Raw genomic sequence first — 17,689 nt, 5'->3', positions numbered from 1 at the left:
TGGTAACAAATGCCGCGGCAATCGTCCATGAGATAAAATGGACTTTAATCGATTTTTCGTTCGGCTCCGAAATAAACAAAAAAGCAAAGGAAACGGTTCCTCTGCTTGCTCAAGTTATTTTTTCGATGCGGTTTCGATCCGGTTCATGGCGCGCTGCAGCGCGAGCTCGGCCCGACGGAAATCGACCTCGTCCCGCTTTGCGCTCAGCCGCTTCTCGGCGCGTTCCTTTGCCGCGCGCGCCCGTTCGACATCGATGTCGCCCGGGAATTCGGCGGATTCGGCGAGAATGACGACTTTGTCTTTGCGCACTTCCATGAAACCGCCGTTAACGGCGATGTACTCCGTTGCATTGCCTTTTTTGATCGTAACCGGCGCGATTTTAAGCGGAGTGACGAGCGGAATGTGATTCGGAAGAATCCCGAGCTCGCCGGCTACGCCTTTTACGACGATCATATTTACATCCTGAGCGTAGACTTTCCGCTCGGGAGTAACGACTTCCAATAGAAAAGTACTCACGCAAATTCCTCCTGAGAGCTTTCGATCCCGAAAGCTTCATCGTGTGCCGCTGCCGACGCCCGCCGCTTTGCGAAAATCGCGTTCGTTCATGCGGCGGAGACCGCACGTAACGCCGCAGGCGTCAGCCTAGCACGGTCATCCGGCTTATTGCATCGATTTCGCTTTTTCGACCGCTTCCTCGATGGTGCCGACGAACAGGAACGCGGCTTCCGGAAGGTCGTCGTGCTTGCCTTCCAAAATTTCTTTAAAGCTGCGGACCGTATCTTTAACCGGCACGTATTGTCCAGGGAAGCCGTTGAACTGCTCGGCCACGTGGAACGCTTGGGACAGGAAACGTTCGATTTTGCGCGCGCGCATGACGATCACTTTATCGTCATCGGACAGTTCGTCCATCCCGAGGATCGCGATAATATCTTGAAGCTCTTTGTAGCGCTGCAAAATTTTCTTAACGCCTTGAGCGACATTGTAATGCTCTTCGCCTACAATATCCGGCTGCAAAATCCGCGAGCTGGAAGCAAGCGGGTCAACCGCAGGGTAGATCCCTTTTTCGGAAATTTTACGCTCCAAGTTCGTCGTTGCGTCCAAGTGGGCGAACGTCGTGGCAGGAGCCGGGTCGGTGTAGTCGTCCGCGGGAACGTAGATCGCTTGGATCGACGTAACGGAACCTTTTTTCGTCGACGTAATCCGTTCCTGCAGCTGGCCCATTTCCGTGGCGAGCGTCGGTTGGTAACCGACCGCGGAAGGCATCCGGCCGAGAAGAGCCGAAACTTCGGAACCCGCTTGGGTAAAGCGGAAAATGTTGTCGACGAACAGAAGAACGTCCTTGCCTTCGTTGTCGCGGAAATATTCGGCCATCGTCAAACCGGTGAGCGCAACGCGCAAACGAGCGCCAGGCGGTTCGTTCATTTGTCCGAATACCATCGCCGTTTTGGAAATAACGCCGGAGTCTTTCATTTCGTGGTACAAGTCGTTGCCTTCGCGCGTTCTTTCGCCGACGCCGGCGAAGACGGAAATACCGCCGTGTTCCTGCGCGATGTTGTTGATCAGCTCTTGAATCAAGACCGTCTTGCCTACGCCCGCGCCGCCGAACAGACCGATTTTGCCGCCCTTGGCGTACGGAGCGAGCAGGTCGACGACTTTAATGCCCGTTTCGAGAACTTCCGCTTGCACGGACAGCTCTTCGAACGCCGGAGCTTGCCGATGGATCGGGTCTTTTTGCTCGGCGTTTACTTCGCCGGCATTGTCGATCGCATCGCCGAGCACGTTAAATACGCGACCGAGCGTTGCGCTGCCTACCGGTACGCTGATCGGGGAACCGGTATCGACCGCTTCCATGCCCCGGACGAGACCGTCCGTGGAAGACATCGCGACGCAGCGTGCAACTTTATCGCCCAAGTGAACGGCAACCTCAACCGTCAGGTTGATCTCGGGCTCGTTCGCATTTTGCGGTTTGTTTTGAATTTTGACGGCATTCAAAATTTCAGGAAGGTTCCCTTTTTCGAACTCGATGTCGACGACAGGTCCCATTACCTGCAATACGCGTCCTGTGTTCATTCATTTCCCTCCTAAAGAGTTTTCCGTGCGGAAAACTCACTTCGTAAGCAATCTTGCCAATATCATCTATATCCGTAATCCGTTTATACAGCTTGCCTGACCGGTGCGGAGCACCGATGGCGGAGCGATATCAGCTTTGCGCGTTCGCGCCCGCGACGATCTCGGTTATTTCCTGGGTAATGGATGCCTGGCGCGCCCGGTTGTATACAATCGTCAAACGATTGATAAATTCGGTAGCGTTGCGCGTCGCATTGCCCATCGCGTTCATCCGAGCTCCGAACTCGCCCGCCTTCGATTCGAGCAAAGCGCTGTAAATCAGCGTTTCGGCGTATTTCGGAAGAAGCACGTCAAGGACTTCTTCCGCAGACGGCTCGTATTCGTAGTTGGCGACCGCTTTGCCGCCCGTAACGTCCAACGGCAGTATGCGGTTCATGACCGGTTCTTGGGAGATCGCGTTGTTGAACTTGTTGTACACCAGGTACAGCTCGTCATAGTTGCCGTCCACATAGTTTTGCACCGCTTGGGAAGCCAAAACTTTGATGTCCGCAAACGTCGGGGAATCGGAAAGTCCGGTCACTTCGCCCATTACCGGGAAATGGCGCTTTTTCAGAAAATCGCGCCCTTTGCGGCCGACTACGAAGATCGTGTACTCGTCCTGCGATTTATGCTTCGACCGAATCGTTTGAATCATCGTCCGAAGGAGGTTGGCGTTGAAGCCGCCGGCCAATCCGCGGTCCGTCGTAATAACCAAGTAGCCGGTTTTCTTGATGTCGCGAGCCAGCAGGATCGGGTTTTTGATCCCTTTCGTACCGGCGGCGATGCTGGATACGACCTCTTGGATTTTCTCGGAATACGGACGTGCGGCTTGTGCCGCTTCCTGGGCTCTTCTAAGCTTGGAAGCCGCGACCATTTCCATTGCCTTGGTGATTTGCTTCATGTTTTGCGTGCTTTTGATTTGCCGCTTGATCTCGCGCATTCCTTTTGCCATGCTTTCACCACCTTAGAGCTTTCCAGAGGGAAAGCTAACTTCGTAAGCACAACCTGAACTTTCCCGGAGGGAAAGGGAACTTCGTAAGCCTACCCCGAGCTTTTGCCGGGCAAAAGCCGACGGTCCTTTTTATAAAGCCGCTTGGAGCGGCCCTGCGGGTCGTCCAAGCGATTGATCGTCTGAATTTACGCCGATACGGCAAACCCTTTTTTGAATTTCTCGATCGCTTCGACGAGCGTTTTCTCGTTGTCGGCGGTCAAGTCCTTCGTTTCGCGAATGCTGGCGTATACTTGGCTGTAGTTCGCGTCGACATAAGCCAAAAACTCGCTGTCGAAACGAAGCACGTCTTGAACCGGAATATCGTCGAGGAACCCTTTAACCGCCGTATAGATCGAAACGACTTGCTTTTCGACCGGCAGCGGTTGGTTGTTGCTTTGCTTCAAAATTTCCAGCGTGCGCTGACCGCGGTTCAAACGGGCGAGCGTGCTTTTGTCGAGGTCGGAACCGAACTGCGCGAACGCGGCGAGCTCCCGGTATTGGGCCAAGTCCAGCTTCAAGGAAGAAGCGACTTTTTTCATCGCCTTGATCTGCGCGGAACCGCCTACGCGGGAAACCGAGATACCGACGTTGATGGCAGGACGTTGGCCTGCGTTGAACAAGTCGGACTCGAGGAAAATTTGTCCGTCCGTAATCGAGATGACGTTCGTCGGAATGTACGCGGAAACGTCGCTCGCTTGCGTTTCGATAAACGGCAATGCCGTCAAAGAGCCGCCGCCCAAAGCGTCGCTCAGCTTGGCCGCGCGTTCCAGCAAACGGGAGTGCAGATAGAATACGTCGCCCGGATACGCCTCGCGGCCCGGCGGACGACGAAGGAGCAGCGAAAGCTCGCGGTAAGCGGCAGCCTGTTTCGACAAGTCGTCGTAAACGATGAGCGCGTGCTTGCCTTTGAACATAAAGTATTCGCCCATCGCAACGCCTGCGTACGGAGCCAGGAACAAGAGCGGGGAAGGCTCGGATGCGCCGGCGGTGACGACGATCGTATAATCGAGGGCGCCATTGCGGCGGAGCGTTTCCACAACGTTCGCAACGGTCGATTGTTTTTGTCCGATAGCAACGTAAATACAAAGTACGCCGTTGCCTTTTTGGTTGATGATCGTATCGATCGCGATCGAGGTTTTACCCGTTTGACGGTCGCCGATAATCAGCTCGCGCTGTCCGCGGCCGATCGGAACCATCGCGTCGATCGCTTTGATGCCGGTTTGCATCGGCTCGTGAACCGACTTCCGGTCGATGACGCCCGGAGCCGGCGATTCGACCGGACGGAATTCCGTCGTCTCGATCGGCCCTTTGCCGTCTACCGGTTGACCGAGCGGGTTGACGACGCGGCCGAGAAGCGCTTCGCCTACCGGCACTTGCATGATTTTGCCGGTCCGTTTCACTTGGTCGCCTTCGCGAATTTCGGTATACGGTCCCATAATAACGATACCTACATTGTCTTCCTCCAGGTTGAGCGCCATGCCCATTACACCGTTGGAAAACTCGAGAAGCTCGCCCGCCATGACGTTTTGCAGCCCATGCGCACGGGCGATACCGTCACCGATGTAAATAACCGTACCGACATCGTATACTTCGATATCCGATTTGAACTGTTCGATTTGCTGCTTCAGCAGCGTGCTGATTTCTTCAGGTTTGATACTCAACGAAGCTCACCCCTAACATTGGCTTTATGCTTGATTCAACGATTTTTCGATTCTTTTCAGCTTGCCGGACAAGCTGCCGTCATACAACCGGTCGCCGATCCGCACTTGCAGCCCGCCGAGCAAACTCCGGTCGACGATGTTCTCGACGCGGATCCGTTTGCCGGTAACTTGGCCGAAAGCGACCGCAATTCGGGTAGACTCCGCATCCGAAAGCGGAAGCGGCGTATATACTTTCGCTTGGGCTTGCCCCAACGCGTCATTCGCGATTTGTGAATACCCCGTAACGAGCTCGCGCAGAATCGACTCTCTGCCTCGCTTAACGAGCAGTTGAAGCGTGTTCAATACCTCTTCGGATACGTTCGCTCCAAACGCCTGTTGCAGCATGGCCGATTTTTTCGAAGCGCTTATGTTCGGGTGCTCGAGCAGCTTGACGTAATCCGGATTCGCGTTCAGAGCCGCGGCGATCGCCCCGAGTTCTTGCTCCACTTCGGCAACTTTGCCGCGTTCCCGGGCAACCTCGAACAGCGCTCTGGCGTACCGCTTCGCTAAGATCGTCTCCTTGCTCATGCTTTGCCCCCTACCTCATTCAGGTAATGGTTGATCAGCTCTTCCTGAGACTTCTCATCCAGCTGCTTTTCGATAATTTTGGAGGCGATCATGACCGACATGGCGCTGACTTGGCTGCGCAGAGCGGCGATCGCTTTGTTTTTCTCGCTCTCGATATCTTTGAGCGCCTCGTCTTTCAGGCGGTTCGATTCTTCCTTCGCCTGGCGTACGATTTCTTCCGCTTGTCTGGCGCTTGTTACTTTAGCTTGCTCGATCATATCGTAAGCTTCCTTGCGGGCGTCCTGAATCGCCTTCTTCTGTTCCTCCAGAAGACGAGCCGCCTCCGCACGGCTTTGCTCCGCCGACTTCATCTGATCCAGAACCTGCTCCCTGCGCTTCTCCATAATGCCGAAAAGCGGTCCGAACGCATATTTGTTCAGCAGGAGATACAGGACAAGGAATGCGACAATCGCAAACACGAATGACTCCCAATGCCATTCCATAAACAAGTCACTCCCTTCTAAAAACTGCCTTGCGTAATCGTGTAGACGCTTGACAAAACGAAGGCGCGGACGGCATAGGGCCTTCCCCGCCTAACCCAATGTATTCCTTACGCGCCAAAATAAAGCAAGAAGCCCAATACGACGCCGATGATCGGCACAACCTCTACGATACCTACGCCGATAAACATCGTCGTTTGCAGCGTACCTCTGAGCTCCGGCTGACGAGCGATCCCTTCAACCGTCTTGCTGACGATCAAACCGTTACCGATACCGGCGCCCAATGCGCCCAAACCGATTGCCAATGCTGCTGCCAAAAAAGTCATTGTAAAATCCTCCTTAAAATTGGTCCTGAATATAGTTTGTCTGTTCTTGTTTCATATATCCTAACCCTTATTGAGAACAGGGGCCGAATACTAGGTTTCGAGCATTAATGCTCCTCGTGCACCGTTGCCTGGGAAATATACACCATCGTAAGAATCGTAAACAGGAACGCTTGGATCGCCCCGACGAAAATACTGAAACCTTGCCATGCGAGAAGCAGTGGAGTCCCCCAAACGCCGGCCATCAAAATCGTGGCGATCAGCACCTCGCCCGCAAAAATATTCGCGAAAAGACGAAGAGCGAGCGTAAGAGGCTTCGATAATTCCTTGATGATGTTCAGCGGCAAGAAAAACCAGAACGGCTCGAAATAATGCTTCAAGTAGTGTTTCGTATTTTGCGTCAAGCCGAGGTAATGCACCAAAACGAAAACAATGACAGCGAGACCGCTAGTTACGGACAAATCCGCCGTCGGCGATTTCCACCAAGCGAATTCGTGTCCTTCGATCTTGTACCCGAACAAGGACAAACCGTGCTCGTGATGGGTAACGATCCCGAACGGCAAGCCGAGAAGGTTGGCGACGAAAATGAACATGATAATCGTCATGCCTAGCGAAACGTACCTTTTCGCCTTGCTGAGCGGCATAGCGCTCGCTGTCAAATTGTGTACGAACTCGATGACCCATTCCATAAAGTTTTGCATCTTGGAAGGGTTGTCAACCGACAAGTTCCGGACGGCCAAACGCGCCATTACGAAGACGATCACAAACGTCACGATAATCGCCAGAAATGTCGATATGTCGATATTCAGCGGTCCAATCTCTAACACGGGAAAATCATGCATCGAATGTTTTCACCCCTTTCCGGTAGTTTTTCCAGCTAGGAAGACTTCTTGAAAAAACCCGCCGCCGCCGCGGCGAACAAAGCCGCGTGTCCGTAAAACAAGCCGATAATCGTGGTAACCAGTTCGACTTGGTCGGATTTGAACGCGAACATGACCGCCAATACGGCCAGCGATGCCCTGGTCAGAAAACCGGGGTTAAATCGCTTTCTCACACCCTGTACGACAAGATCGGACATTTGCCGAGTTTTTAAGCCCAAGTACGACACATTCACATAGCTGACCAGCATGCCAAGCAGCAGGCCGGCCGTATAGGAACGGTACGACGGCCAAATCCCGAGCAGCACCAATCCGACCGCAAACAAAACTACGGACATTTTCGTTATCGTTCTCAGAATGCTTGAGAGATCGTTCATTTGGAATCCTTTACATAATATCGAATCAACATGACCACGCTGAAAATCCCGACAAACAATCCGGCGAGAGCCCCGATCGCGATGTAGATCGACTGGTTGTCCATCCGGGCGCTAACCCATTTGCCGCCGAAATAACCAAGCATGATACAGACGGCCAAGTCAACCGCTGCGGCGCCGGCCAAGCCTGCCGCTCTCCAAGGATTATTCTCGGAATTGCGTTTCTGCATACATGATCTCCTGTTAATCCTCAATAATTGTAACGAAGCAGCGTCTTGTTTGTCAATTCATATAATATCAAACATTGTGTGAACACAATCGCGAGAGGCCTTGTGCTTCAAGGGCTCCCGGTTTTTTCAAACCAGACACCGTACAGTGACGCTGTCTGGTTTTGCAAACCGGTTTCGACATTAGGCGCGAAACGGCTCCGGCGGGTTGTCGAGAAGGCCGAAGCGGTGCAAAATGGCGTCGACGATCCGCTCCGACGAACGGCCGTCGCCGTACGGATTGGCCGCCTTGCTCATCTTCTCGTAAGCGGCCTTGTCCGTCAGCAGCGTTCGGGCACGCTCGTAGATCAGCTGTTCGTCGGTGCCGACCAGCTCGAGCACGCCCGACTCGACGCCTTCCGGCCGCTCGGTCGTATCGCGCAGCACGAGCGCCGGCACGCCGAACGAAGGCGCTTCCTCCTGAATGCCTCCGGAATCGGTCAAAATCAAGTGCGTATGCGGGTAAAAGTTGTACAGATCGGTCACGTCCAGCGGATCGATCAGGCGGATCCGTTCGTGCCCGCCCAATATTTCGCGCGCGGGCTCCTGTACGGCCGGATTCAAATGGACCGGGTACACGACGGCGATATCGTCGAACTCGTCGGCGATTCGCTTGACGGCCCGGAAGATGCGGCGGTGCGGCTCCCCGATCGATTCGGAACGGTGCGCCGTCATCAGCACGAGACGGCGGCCCTTCGCCCAGTCCAGCATCGGATGGGTGTAGTCGTCCTTGACGAGATGCTGCATGACGTCGGTAATCGTATTGCCGGTTACATAGATGGAGTCGTCCGGCTTGTTTTCCCGACGCAAATTGCCCGCCGACCAATCGGTCGGAGCGAAATGCATGTCGGCCAGCACGCCGGTCAGCTGCCGGTTCATCTCCTCCGGATACGGCGACAGTTTGTTCCACGTGCGCAGCCCCGCTTCGACGTGGCCGACGGCGATTTTTTGCATGAACGCCGCGAAGCTGGCCAGGAACGTCGTGATCGTATCCCCGTGAACGAGCACGATATCCGGCTTCGCTTCCTTCAGAACCGGCTCGAGTCCTTGCAGCACGCGAATCGAAATTTCGTTCAGCGTCTGCCTTTGCTTCATGACGTTCAGATCATAGTCGGGCTTGATCCCGAAAATGTGCAGCACCGAATCGAGCATTTCCCGATGCTGCGCGGTCACGCATACGAGCGATTCGATCTGCTCCCCGCGCTTGTTCAGCTCCAGTACGAGCGGCGCCATCTTGATCGCTTCCGGTCTCGTGCCGAAAATGGTCATTACCCGAATACGACTCATCGGTCAGTCTCCTTCTCGAACGTTGATCTTCGTCATTTCGTGCCGAACAGCCGGTCGCCCGCGTCGCCCAGCCCGGGGACGATATAGCCGTGATCGTTCAAATATTCGTCGATCGCCGCCACGTAAATATCGACGTCCGGATGCGCCTCCTGCACGGCGCGCACCCCTTCGGGCGCGGCGATCAGGCACATCAGCTTGATTTGCGTGCAATCCCGCTTCTTGAGCACATCGATCGCGGCGTTGGCCGATCCGCCGGTAGCGAGCATCGGATCGATGACGATCAGCTCGCGTTCCTGTACGTCGGTCGGCAGCTTCACGTAATATTCGACCGGCTGCAGCGTTTCCGGATCCCGGTACAGCCCGACATGTCCGACTTTCGCGGCGGGCAGCAGCTTCAGGATGCCGTCCACCATGCCGAGTCCGGCGCGCAAAATCGGAATGAGGCCGAGCATGCGCCCGGAAATGATTTTGCTTTCCGCCCGCTGGACGGGCGTCTCGACTTCGACGCTTTCCAGCGGAATATCGCGCGTAATTTCGTATGCCATCAACGTGGCCACTTCGTCGACCAGTTCCCGAAAGTCTTTCGTCGTCGTGTTTTTATCCCGAATGTAAGTCAGCTTGTGTTGGATCAGCGGATGATCGCACACGAAAACCTTGCTCATACACGTTCCTCCCAGGTAACGTCCGCCGGGTTACGTACCGGCGAAAGCTCCTTGCATGCGGATAACGCCTTCGGAAGGCGAACCCCGTCTATTATATCATTGTCCGAATCGCGTTGCACGAATGTTTTTCAAGCAAAAAAAAGCAAAAAGCCGGCCGCCCTCCGAAGGGAGGACAACCGGCTCCGAGCGCGCGGATCGAATCAATAAACGAGCCCCGGATAAAGCGGGAATTGCGCGGTCAGCTGCTTCACCAGGTCGCGCGCTTCGTTGTGAGCCGACTCGCTGGTCGGATTTTTGAGCGTGAGCGCGATAATTTTGGCGATCGTCTTCATCGCCGCCTCGTCCATGCCGCGGGACGTCGCCGCAGGCGTTCCCAGACGGATGCCGCTCGTAAGCATCGGCTTGTTCGGATCGAACGGGATGGCGTTCTTGTTGCACGTGATGCCGACCTCGTCCAGCAAATGCTCGGCGTCTTTGCCGGTCAGGTTGATGCTGCGCAGATCGACCAGCATCAAATGGTTATCCGTGCCGCCGGAAACAAGATCGAGCCCTTCGGCGAGCAAACCTTCGGCGAGCGCCTTCGCATTATTTACTACTTTTTGCGCGTACGTCTTGAATTCCGGCTGCAGCGCTTCTCCGAACGAAACCGCTTTGGCCGCGATAATATGCATGAGCGGACCGCCTTGCGTGCCCGGGAATACCGCTTTGTCGATCGCCGCCGCCCAAGATTTGCGGGTCAAAATCATGCCGCCGCGCGGACCGCGCAGCGTCTTGTGCGTCGTCGTCGTTACGAAGTGGGCGTGAGGCACCGGATTCGGATGCAGTCCGGCCGCCACCAATCCGGCGATATGCGCCATATCGACCATGAACAAGGCGCCTACGTCGTTCGCGATCGCGGCAAGCGCTTCGAAGTCGATCAAGCGCGGATAGGCGCTGGCTCCGGCCACGATCATCCGCGGACGATGCTTGAACGCCGCTTTGCGCACTTCGTCGTAATCGATGCGCGAATCGGTTTCGCTGACCCCGTAAGCGACGAAGTTGTACAAAATGCCGGAAGCGTTGACCGGGCTGCCGTGCGTCAAATGTCCGCCGTGCGCCAGGTTCATGCCGAGCACCGTATCGCCCGGCTTCAGAGCGGCGAGATAGACCGCCAGGTTCGCCTGCGCGCCGGAGTGCGGCTGCACGTTCACGTGCTCGGCGCCGAACAGCTGCTTCGCCCGGTCGCGGGCGATATCCTCGACGATGTCGACGTATTCGCAGCCGCCGTAATACCGTTTGCCCGGATACCCTTCGGCGTATTTATTCGTTAGGACGGTGCCCATCGCTTCCAGCACCGCTTGGCTGACGAAGTTTTCGGACGCGATCAGCTCGATTTTGTCGCGTTGGCGGTTCAGCTCCAAGCCGAGAGCCTCCACCAATTTCGGATCGGATTTACGCAAATGTTCCATAAGATTCGGTTCCTCCCGCTCGTTTTATCATTTCGCAAACTGCATTTCCCTCGCATCGCCGAAGGGGGCAAATACACGTTCCCCTTGCCCCGGCTTTGCCGTTCAATCGCAAGAGCCCTCCGCTTCGGCCGCTTCCTTCGCGTAAACGGCCCTGGCGCCGCCGATCAGCTTCGGGCGCGTATACGCCATATTGACGTGCGCCCGGCCGATCGTTCGCACCGACGGCCTGGCCGGCACGGCGACCCGCCGCAAGTGCATGCCGATCAGCGTGTCCCCGATATCGAGTCCGGCGTGGGCGGCGATCGATTCGACGACGCAAGCGTCCGGCAAATGCCGGTAGGCGTAAGCGGCCATCGAACCGCCCGCTTTGCGGACCGGGACGACGGATACTTCCTCCAACAGCGGATAGCGGCCGAGCAGCTCCCGTTCGACGACAAGCGCCCGATTTAAATGCTCGCAGCATTGAAACGCCGGAAAAAATCCGACCTGTTCGCGAACGTCGTTCACCGCCTGAAAAATGCGCGCGGCCACCTGTTCCGTTCCCGCCGTGCCGATATGCCGGCCGATTACCTCGCTGGTGCTTGTCCCGATGACGATAATGTGGCCGGGCGCCACTTTGCCGATATCGACCAGCTCGCGCAGCACCTTCCGCACGTCGGCGCCGATCCGGTCCAGGTCGGGCGTATCCGGTTCGGGTATGGCGTACGCTTCGTTAAGGGCATTGCCGCCTTCGAGGCCGCCCGTATCGCGGCCGCCGCCGCCGCGGCCTAACGTATCGTTGTCCATGCCGGACCGCTCCTTTCGCGATCGCCGTTACGTTCGCAACCTCTTCATCAAGGATGAATGGCGTATTTGTCTTCCAGCCGCTTGATTTTGTCGATCCGGTTTTGGTGCCGCGGCCCTTGCGAAAATTCCGTCTCGATCCATACTTTGGCGATTTCCAGCGCGAGCCCGGGGCCGATGACGCGTTCGCCCATGGCCAGCACGTTCGTGTCGTTATGCTCGCGCGTCGCCTTCGCCGAAAATAAGTCGTGCACGAGCGCGCAGCGGATGCCCGGTATTTTGTTCGCGGCGATCGACATGCCGATCCCGGTGCCGCATATGAGAATGCCCCGATCCGCTTCGCCGGACGCCACCTTCTCGCATACCGGAATCGCATAGTCGGGGTAATCGATGGAATCGGCGCAATTGCAGCCGAAATCCTCCACCTCGTGTCCCGCGGCGCGCAGCGCCTCCGCGATGTCGTCCTTCAGCCGAAAGCCTGCATGGTCCGCCCCGATGGCGATTTTCATAGAGTTCCCCTCCGCTTCCGAATGAGCTTAGTATACCCGCCTTGAAACGAAAAAAGAGCATGGCGCGCGTCTTTCGATTCGAAAAACGCTGCTGCTCTTTGCCCAGGCGACCGGCCGTATGCCTCGATGCTCCATTGTGGTTACGCCCACTTGTCGCCAGTTACATCGAGTCGTTATTGATAATCTCATCATAACGCATTCGATTTGCGCTGTAAAGACGATACCCGCAAACCGGGCCCGCGCATTCTCCGCCTACTCGGCCGGCGGCGTTCTAAGCTTGCGGATCAGCTTGCGCACGTACGTTTCGATCTCGTCGGCGCTTTTTTCGTACGATCGGCGGTCGCCTCCGAACGGATCGGCGATGTCGAAGCCCGGAAGAGCGGCGTCCGCTTGCCGCGCCCGCTCCTGCTCCGCCTCGGTGATCGGCTCGCCGAGCGCCCGCTTGATTTGCAGCTCCGAATGGAGCTTATGCCGCAGCGCGATCATATCGGCGATGGCCGGATCGTCCTCGGCGAACTCTTTAAGCGTATAGATCGTATCGATAGCGTCCGGGAATCGCCGGATCAGCAGTTCTTTATGTCCCATCGTCATCGTCAAAATCAGGTCGGCCCACTCGACCGTCTCTTTCGTGACCGAGCTGGACGTCCGCTTGTCGGTAATGCCCTTCGCCTGCAAAATGTCCGCCGAATGCTTCGAAATCGGCGAACCGTCCCAGGCGGAGACGCCCGCCGACCGGGCGGTCGCGTTCAACCCTTCCTGCGCCGCCAGTTGGCGAAATATGCCTTCCGCCATCGGACTGCGGCACGTGTTTCCCGTACATACGAATAAAATGCGTTCGTACATCCGAACCTCCCGTAAATCGAGAATGTGAGTCGGATTGCCGGCCGGCATGCCAGTCGCAGCGCCGTCCGCCTTTATGGTTCTATTGTACCTCAACGACGGTTTTATATCAAAAAGCGAATGCCGAACGCAAGCAAAATGACGCCCCCGACCGCTTCGCCGTATTCGCCGACCCACGATCCGGCTCTGCGGCCGAGCAGCAGGCCGCCCACGGACATGAGGCCGCCGGCCCCTCCGAACATCAGGACCGTAAACGCCAAATCGGTCGAAAACATGCCGAGCGAGACGCCGACCGACATCGAATCGACGCTGACGCTAAGGGCGAAAAACAAAAGCCCCCAAAGCGTGCGATGGTCGAACGGCCGCATTTCCGGCCCTTTCAAGGAGCTGAAAATCATATGCGCGCCGAGCAGAACGAGCAGCGCGCCGCCCGTAATCGTCGCTACGTTGCCGAGCAGCGTACCGACGTAATGGCCCATAAACATGCCGATCAGCGGCATAAGGATATGAAACAATCCGATGACGAAACTGATCTTGAGTATATCGAGCAGCCGAATGCCTCTCAGTCCGATGCCGATTCCGAGCGAAAAAGCATCCATCCCGAGCGCGATGGCCATGACGACAATCGTAATCAGTTGCCCCGTCTCAGCCGAAGCTGCTGCCATTCGATCTCCCCCATGTCCGCTTGTTCTTAACCAACATATGCGGACAATCCCGGAAACATTCAACAATCGAACGTCAGCGCACTCGGACGATCCGATGCCCCGCCGCTTTGTTCAGCCTGTTCATGACGGCGAGTCCGATCCCTTCCGTCGATTCGTACCCTTCCGCCAAAATATGCGTAATGCCCGCTTCGTCGAAACGGCGCAGCGCCGCATAAAGGTCGCGGGCCGCCTCGCGCATATTGCCGGCGCTGCCGCAGCCGACGACGAGGTCGGCCTCGAACAGCCCGATTCGTTCCCGCACCGTCAGAACACCCGTTCGCTCTCCCGCCCGCTTCGCTTCGGCGAGCGAAGCGCGCACCCATGCGGCGCGTTTTTCCGCGTCGCCCTGGACGATCTCAAGCCGGCCGCGCGGCGCGTAATGCGCATATTTCATCCCCGGCGAGCGCGGAGCCTCCGCTTCTTCCGCCGCCGTCTCCGCCGTCACGTCGACGTCCGGCGCCGCCCGGCGCAAGTCCGCCACCGTCACGCCGCCCGGCCGCAGCACGCGGATCAGCCGCCCTCCGGCTTCGACGGCGACGACCGTCGACTCCACGCCGACGCCTGTCGGTCCGCCATCGACGATGCCGTCGATGCGCCCGCCCAGGTCGCCGAGCACGTGCTCGGCCAGCGTCGGGCTCGGGCGGCCGGACCGGTTGGCGCTGGGCGCGGCGACCGGGCAGCCCGCGGCGCGAAGAAGCGCGAGCGCGACCGGGTGATCGGGCATGCGCACCGCGACCGTCGGCAGCCCCGCCGTCACGCGCGGGGAGACGGAGCCGGTCCGCACCGGCAGCACGACCGTGAGCGGCCCGGGCCAGAAAGCGTCCATCAGCCGCCGCGATACGGCGTCCGGCTCATGAACCAAGTCGGCGAGCTGCGCGATATCGGCGATATGGACGATCAGCGGATTGTCGGACGGGCGACCTTTGGCGGCGAATATCGCCTCGACCGCCGCCGTATTGCCCGCATCGGCGCCGAGCCCGTACACCGTCTCCGTCGGAAAGGCGACGGTCCCGCCCCGCGCCAGCAGCCCGCCGGCTTCCGCCAGCTCCCGTTCCGCCGCCTCCGCGCGTCCCGGATCCACGTACCATCGTTTCGTCATAACGTTCATCCTTTGCTTTTTGCTATTCGACATTTGCCGGGAACCGTTCCCGTCTCGTCGCGTTTCGTTTGCCATTATAGCTCGGGAAGCCTGAAGCTGTCACGCCTCTTCCCCGCACCGAATCGGCGGCCGCCCATACGAAAGGGACGCGCCTCGGCGCATCCCCGCATAATGTCCATGTAAGATTGGATTAGTGCAGCAAGCTTTTTATCGTTTCGACCACTTTCACGATCAGTTCCCACAAGAAAAATTTCATTTCCACCTGCTGGCCGTCCGCCGCCGCAACCGGCGCATCCGCAGGGGCCGCGCCAGCGGCCGCAGCTTTGGCGGGTTCGGCGCCCTTCTTCGCTACGGCCAGTCCCGCATTGCCGTCCACAAAGCAGAGCGGCGGAAACAGAACGCACCACCAATTTTGCCCTTGCCCGCTGCCGATCGTAATGCGCAGCGCCTCGTAATCGCCCGCCGGATACACTTTGGTGCCGTATATTTTCGTCGGAAACGGAACTTGTCCGAGCTCGACCTTGTAATCGTAATCGTAACCGTTCTGCGCGAGCACTTCGCCTACGAGCTTTTCGAGATCGGCCATATGATCGTTTACGGCCGCGCGGGCCGCTTCGATTCCGTCCGGCTCGGTAACCCATTCGCTCATTTGCCGGATGACTTCGTCGCGCAGCTGCCGTTTGACCCATTGATCCTCCGGCGCGTCCGAATTGGCCAATATGCGAAGCCGTATCGACTGCTCCGGGATGCCCGGATCGAGAACGGCGGCGAGCGTGCGGTTCGATTCCCAGCAAGTTATCATGACGATAATGGCAAAGGCGACAAGCCAATAAGTCCGTATCGGTAACCGTCTGACCATAGTCGAAAACCCCTCTTTCGTCTTCCTGGTACCCAGTATGGGCAGACGGGAGGGGCGTTAAACCTATCAATCTATTAATTTTTCCGCAAACCTATCACGTGGCGCGCTATGCCCGCCAAATCCGGAACGATGCCGATTTCGTCCCAATGCCCCGCGGCTCGGATCAGCTCCGCGACGAAATCCGCCTGGCCTTGGCCGACCTCGAAGCCGACAAGCGCCGGGGGCGCGGGCAGCAGGTCGACCTGCTCCACGATCCGCCGGTAAAACCGCAATCCGTCCGGGCCCCCGTCGAGCGCCAGCACGGGCTCGTGAAGCCGCACCTCCGGCTGCAGCCCCGGAATGTCGCCGGTTTCGATATAGGGCGGATTGGAAACCAAAATATCGATCGGCATCCGCTCCCGAACGTATACCTCCAGCAAATCCCCGTGAAACAGCTTAAGCCGCTCGCCAACGCCGTTCCGAACGGCGTTTTCGCGGGCGACGTCCAGGGCGTCCCGCGATATGTCGGTCGCCGTTATGTTCCACGAGGAACACGCCGCGGCCAACGCGACCGAAATCGCCCCGCTCCCGCAGCCGATGTCCGCCACCAGCGGACTGCCGCCCGGCCACCGCTTGCTGCCGAGCTCGACGATCCGCTCCACGAGCAGCTCCGTCTCCGGGCGGGGGATCAGCACGTCCGGCGTCACCCGGAACGTCAGGCCGTAAAACGGCTGCTCCCCGGTAATGTACTGCACCGGCTCGCCGGCCGCCCTCCGTTCCAGCATTGCCCGCCACCTGTCGCGCAGCTCCCCGGGGAACGGCTCGCCCCAACGCATGAACAGCTCGCTGCGGGTACAGCCGAGCACATGCTCGAGCAGCCATTCGGCGGACGAAGCGTCGTCTTCGACCCCGGCGGCGCGCAAAAAAGAAGAAGCCTGCATACAGGCTTCGCGAATCGTCATCCCTGCGGTCCGGTCCGCGCCCGCGCCGATGACCGGCCGGCGTTCCGGGAAGGCGGCGGAGCCGAGCTTCCCGTCTTCCCGTCCGGGCGTCCCGCCCCCGGCTCCGTGCTTCCCGTCGTTCACCCCGGTTACTCTCCTTTTTCCAGCAGTTCGGATTGCGCCTCGAGCGTCAGCGCGGAAATGATTTCTTCCAGATCGCCGTTCAGCACCTGGTCGAGCTTGTGCAGCGTCAGCCCGATCCGGTGGTCGGTAATGCGGCTTTGCGGAAAATTGTAAGTCCGGATCCGCTCGCTCCGGTCGCCGGTCCCGACTTTGCTTTTCCGCTCGCCCGCGTATTTCGCGTCCTCTTCCTGCTTCAGCTTGTCGTAAATGCGCGCGCGCAGCACCTGCATCGCTTTGTCCTTGTTCGAGTTTTGCGATTTGCCGTCCTGACACGAAACGACGATGCCCGTCGGCAAATGGGTGATGCGCACCGCCGATTTCGTCGTATTGACCGATTGGCCGCCCGGTCCGCTGGAGCAAAACGTATCGATGCGGATATCGTTTTCGTTGATCTCCACCTCGATCTCTTCCGCCTCCGGCATGACCGCCACCGTCGACGTCGACGTATGGATGCGCCCGCCCGACTCCGTCGTCGGGATGCGCTGCACCCGGTGCGCGCCGCTCTCGTACTTCAGCTTGCTGTAAGCGCCGCTGCCGCTGATCATAAAGACGATCTCCTTGAAGCCGCCGAGATCGCTGTAGCTCGTGTCGAGCACCTCCGTCCGCCAGCCTTGGGCGTCGGCGTACCGGCTGTACATCCGGTACAAGTCTCCCGCGAACAAAGCCGCCTCCTCGCCGCCGGCCGCGCCGCGGATTTCGACGATGACGTTTTTGTCGTCGTTCGGATCTTTCGGCAGCAGCAGCACCTGG

21 protein-coding genes and 1 riboswitch are annotated in these 17,689 nt (G+C 58.1%); all 21 genes read right to left on the bottom strand.

The window, feature by feature from the left end:
- Positions 1-114: 114 nt before the first annotated feature.
- Positions 115-516, bottom strand: a complete 402-nt coding sequence (locus tag PV407_RS18370; RefSeq protein ID WP_332091406.1) for a F0F1 ATP synthase subunit epsilon — start codon at positions 514-516, stop codon at positions 115-117.
- 144 nt (positions 517-660) lie between these two features.
- Complete coding sequence (atpD, locus tag PV407_RS18365) at positions 661-2,070, bottom strand: F0F1 ATP synthase subunit beta (protein ID WP_332091405.1); 1,410 nt, start codon at positions 2,068-2,070, stop codon at positions 661-663.
- A 130-nt stretch (positions 2,071-2,200) separates the two neighbouring features.
- Positions 2,201-3,058 carry an ATP synthase F1 subunit gamma gene (atpG, locus tag PV407_RS18360; RefSeq protein WP_332091404.1) on the bottom strand — a complete coding sequence of 286 codons (858 nt, stop codon included), beginning with the start codon at positions 3,056-3,058 and terminating at the stop codon, positions 2,201-2,203.
- Positions 3,059-3,243: 185 nt separating this feature from the next.
- Positions 3,244-4,758 (bottom strand): F0F1 ATP synthase subunit alpha, encoded by a 1,515-nt coding sequence (gene atpA, locus PV407_RS18355; protein WP_332091403.1) that lies wholly within the window; start codon positions 4,756-4,758, stop codon positions 3,244-3,246.
- 24 nt (positions 4,759-4,782) lie between these two features.
- Complete coding sequence (locus PV407_RS18350) at positions 4,783-5,325, bottom strand: F0F1 ATP synthase subunit delta (RefSeq protein WP_332091402.1); 543 nt, start codon at positions 5,323-5,325, stop codon at positions 4,783-4,785.
- The gene (gene atpF / locus PV407_RS18345) at positions 5,322-5,807 is read right to left on the bottom strand and encodes a F0F1 ATP synthase subunit B (protein WP_332091401.1); all 486 of its coding nucleotides are present in this window, start codon (positions 5,805-5,807) and stop codon (positions 5,322-5,324) included. Before atpF ends, PV407_RS18350 begins: the two co-directional genes overlap by 4 nt.
- 107 nt (positions 5,808-5,914) lie before the next feature.
- Entirely contained in the window at positions 5,915-6,130 is a 216-nt protein-coding gene (gene atpE, locus PV407_RS18340) for a F0F1 ATP synthase subunit C (protein WP_139603779.1), read from the bottom strand.
- A 104-nt stretch (positions 6,131-6,234) separates the two neighbouring features.
- Positions 6,235-6,969 (bottom strand): F0F1 ATP synthase subunit A, encoded by a 735-nt coding sequence (atpB, locus tag PV407_RS18335; RefSeq protein WP_332091400.1) that lies wholly within the window; start codon positions 6,967-6,969, stop codon positions 6,235-6,237.
- A gap of 35 nt (positions 6,970-7,004) precedes the next feature.
- Entirely contained in the window at positions 7,005-7,343 is a 339-nt protein-coding gene (locus PV407_RS18330) for an ATP synthase subunit I (protein WP_332091398.1), read from the bottom strand.
- A gap of 35 nt (positions 7,344-7,378) precedes the next feature.
- Entirely contained in the window at positions 7,379-7,609 is a 231-nt protein-coding gene (locus PV407_RS18325) for an AtpZ/AtpI family protein (RefSeq protein WP_332091396.1), read from the bottom strand.
- A gap of 180 nt (positions 7,610-7,789) precedes the next feature.
- Entirely contained in the window at positions 7,790-8,932 is a 1,143-nt protein-coding gene (wecB, locus tag PV407_RS18320) for a non-hydrolyzing UDP-N-acetylglucosamine 2-epimerase (RefSeq protein WP_332091394.1), read from the bottom strand.
- A 32-nt stretch (positions 8,933-8,964) separates the two neighbouring features.
- Positions 8,965-9,594 carry a uracil phosphoribosyltransferase gene (gene upp / locus PV407_RS18315; protein WP_332091393.1) on the bottom strand — a complete coding sequence of 210 codons (630 nt, stop codon included), beginning with the start codon at positions 9,592-9,594 and terminating at the stop codon, positions 8,965-8,967.
- Positions 9,595-9,794: 200 nt separating this feature from the next.
- Positions 9,795-11,042, bottom strand: coding sequence for a serine hydroxymethyltransferase (gene glyA, locus PV407_RS18310; RefSeq protein ID WP_332091392.1), 1,248 nt, complete (start codon positions 11,040-11,042; stop codon positions 9,795-9,797).
- A gap of 102 nt (positions 11,043-11,144) precedes the next feature.
- The gene (locus PV407_RS18305; protein WP_332091391.1) at positions 11,145-11,828 is read right to left on the bottom strand and encodes a TIGR01440 family protein; all 684 of its coding nucleotides are present in this window, start codon (positions 11,826-11,828) and stop codon (positions 11,145-11,147) included.
- Between the two features lie 47 nt (positions 11,829-11,875).
- Positions 11,876-12,334: a ribose 5-phosphate isomerase B gene (gene rpiB / locus PV407_RS18300; protein ID WP_332091390.1), complete on the bottom strand. Its 459-nt coding sequence runs from the start codon at positions 12,332-12,334 to the stop codon at positions 11,876-11,878.
- A gap of 93 nt (positions 12,335-12,427) precedes the next feature.
- A riboswitch (ZMP/ZTP riboswitch) is annotated at positions 12,428-12,508 on the bottom strand.
- Between the two features lie 78 nt (positions 12,509-12,586).
- Positions 12,587-13,177, bottom strand: coding sequence for a low molecular weight protein arginine phosphatase (locus PV407_RS18295; protein ID WP_332091389.1), 591 nt, complete (start codon positions 13,175-13,177; stop codon positions 12,587-12,589).
- Positions 13,178-13,278: 101 nt separating this feature from the next.
- Positions 13,279-13,839 (bottom strand): manganese efflux pump MntP, encoded by a 561-nt coding sequence (locus PV407_RS18290; protein ID WP_332091388.1) that lies wholly within the window; start codon positions 13,837-13,839, stop codon positions 13,279-13,281.
- A gap of 73 nt (positions 13,840-13,912) precedes the next feature.
- On the bottom strand, positions 13,913-14,986 hold the full coding sequence (locus PV407_RS18285; protein WP_442951679.1) for an L-threonylcarbamoyladenylate synthase: 1,074 nt from the start codon (positions 14,984-14,986) through the stop codon (positions 13,913-13,915).
- Between the two features lie 181 nt (positions 14,987-15,167).
- On the bottom strand, positions 15,168-15,836 hold the full coding sequence (gene spoIIR / locus PV407_RS18280) for a stage II sporulation protein R (RefSeq protein ID WP_332091386.1): 669 nt from the start codon (positions 15,834-15,836) through the stop codon (positions 15,168-15,170).
- Positions 15,837-15,910: 74 nt separating this feature from the next.
- Entirely contained in the window at positions 15,911-16,777 is an 867-nt protein-coding gene (gene prmC, locus PV407_RS18275) for a peptide chain release factor N(5)-glutamine methyltransferase (protein WP_332091475.1), read from the bottom strand.
- 128 nt (positions 16,778-16,905) lie between these two features.
- A partial coding sequence (prfA, locus tag PV407_RS18270) for a peptide chain release factor 1 (protein WP_332091385.1) occupies positions 16,906-17,689 on the bottom strand: 784 nt, incomplete at its 5' end.

Source organism: Paenibacillus sp. GYB003 (assembly GCF_036577625.1).
Lineage (GTDB): Bacteria > Bacillota > Bacilli > Paenibacillales > NBRC-103111 > Paenibacillus_AB.
Note: the sequence above shows the minus strand (reverse complement) of the source record. Positions and strands in the feature narration are given on the sequence as shown.

Excerpts from the sequence above, each read along its gene's own strand:
- atpD (WP_332091405.1), bottom strand. The coding sequence starts at position 2,070 with ATGAACACAGGACGCGTATTGCAGGTAATGGGACCTGTCGTCGACATC.
- atpG (WP_332091404.1), bottom strand. The coding sequence starts at position 3,058 with ATGGCAAAAGGAATGCGCGAGATCAAGCGGCAAATCAAAAGCACGCAA.
- PV407_RS18350 (WP_332091402.1), bottom strand. The coding sequence starts at position 5,325 with ATGAGCAAGGAGACGATCTTAGCGAAGCGGTACGCCAGAGCGCTGTTC.
- atpF (WP_332091401.1), bottom strand. The coding sequence starts at position 5,807 with ATGGAATGGCATTGGGAGTCATTCGTGTTTGCGATTGTCGCATTCCTT.
- atpE (WP_139603779.1), bottom strand. The coding sequence starts at position 6,130 with ATGACTTTTTTGGCAGCAGCATTGGCAATCGGTTTGGGCGCATTGGGC.
- atpB (WP_332091400.1), bottom strand. The coding sequence starts at position 6,969 with ATGCATGATTTTCCCGTGTTAGAGATTGGACCGCTGAATATCGACATA.
- PV407_RS18330 (WP_332091398.1), bottom strand. The coding sequence starts at position 7,343 with ATGTCCGTAGTTTTGTTTGCGGTCGGATTGGTGCTGCTCGGGATTTGG.
- PV407_RS18325 (WP_332091396.1), bottom strand. The coding sequence starts at position 7,609 with ATGCAGAAACGCAATTCCGAGAATAATCCTTGGAGAGCGGCAGGCTTG.
- wecB (WP_332091394.1), bottom strand. The coding sequence starts at position 8,932 with ATGAGTCGTATTCGGGTAATGACCATTTTCGGCACGAGACCGGAAGCG.
- upp (WP_332091393.1), bottom strand. The coding sequence starts at position 9,594 with ATGAGCAAGGTTTTCGTGTGCGATCATCCGCTGATCCAACACAAGCTG.
- glyA (WP_332091392.1), bottom strand. The coding sequence starts at position 11,042 with ATGGAACATTTGCGTAAATCCGATCCGAAATTGGTGGAGGCTCTCGGC.
- PV407_RS18305 (WP_332091391.1), bottom strand. The coding sequence starts at position 11,828 with ATGGACAACGATACGTTAGGCCGCGGCGGCGGCGGCCGCGATACGGGC.
- rpiB (WP_332091390.1), bottom strand. The coding sequence starts at position 12,334 with ATGAAAATCGCCATCGGGGCGGACCATGCAGGCTTTCGGCTGAAGGAC.
- PV407_RS18295 (WP_332091389.1), bottom strand. The coding sequence starts at position 13,177 with ATGTACGAACGCATTTTATTCGTATGTACGGGAAACACGTGCCGCAGT.
- PV407_RS18290 (WP_332091388.1), bottom strand. The coding sequence starts at position 13,839 with ATGGCAGCAGCTTCGGCTGAGACGGGGCAACTGATTACGATTGTCGTC.
- PV407_RS18285 (WP_442951679.1), bottom strand. The coding sequence starts at position 14,986 with ATGAACGTTATGACGAAACGATGGTACGTGGATCCGGGACGCGCGGAG.
- spoIIR (WP_332091386.1), bottom strand. The coding sequence starts at position 15,836 with ATGGTCAGACGGTTACCGATACGGACTTATTGGCTTGTCGCCTTTGCC.
- prmC (WP_332091475.1), bottom strand. The coding sequence starts at position 16,777 with ATGACGATTCGCGAAGCCTGTATGCAGGCTTCTTCTTTTTTGCGCGCC.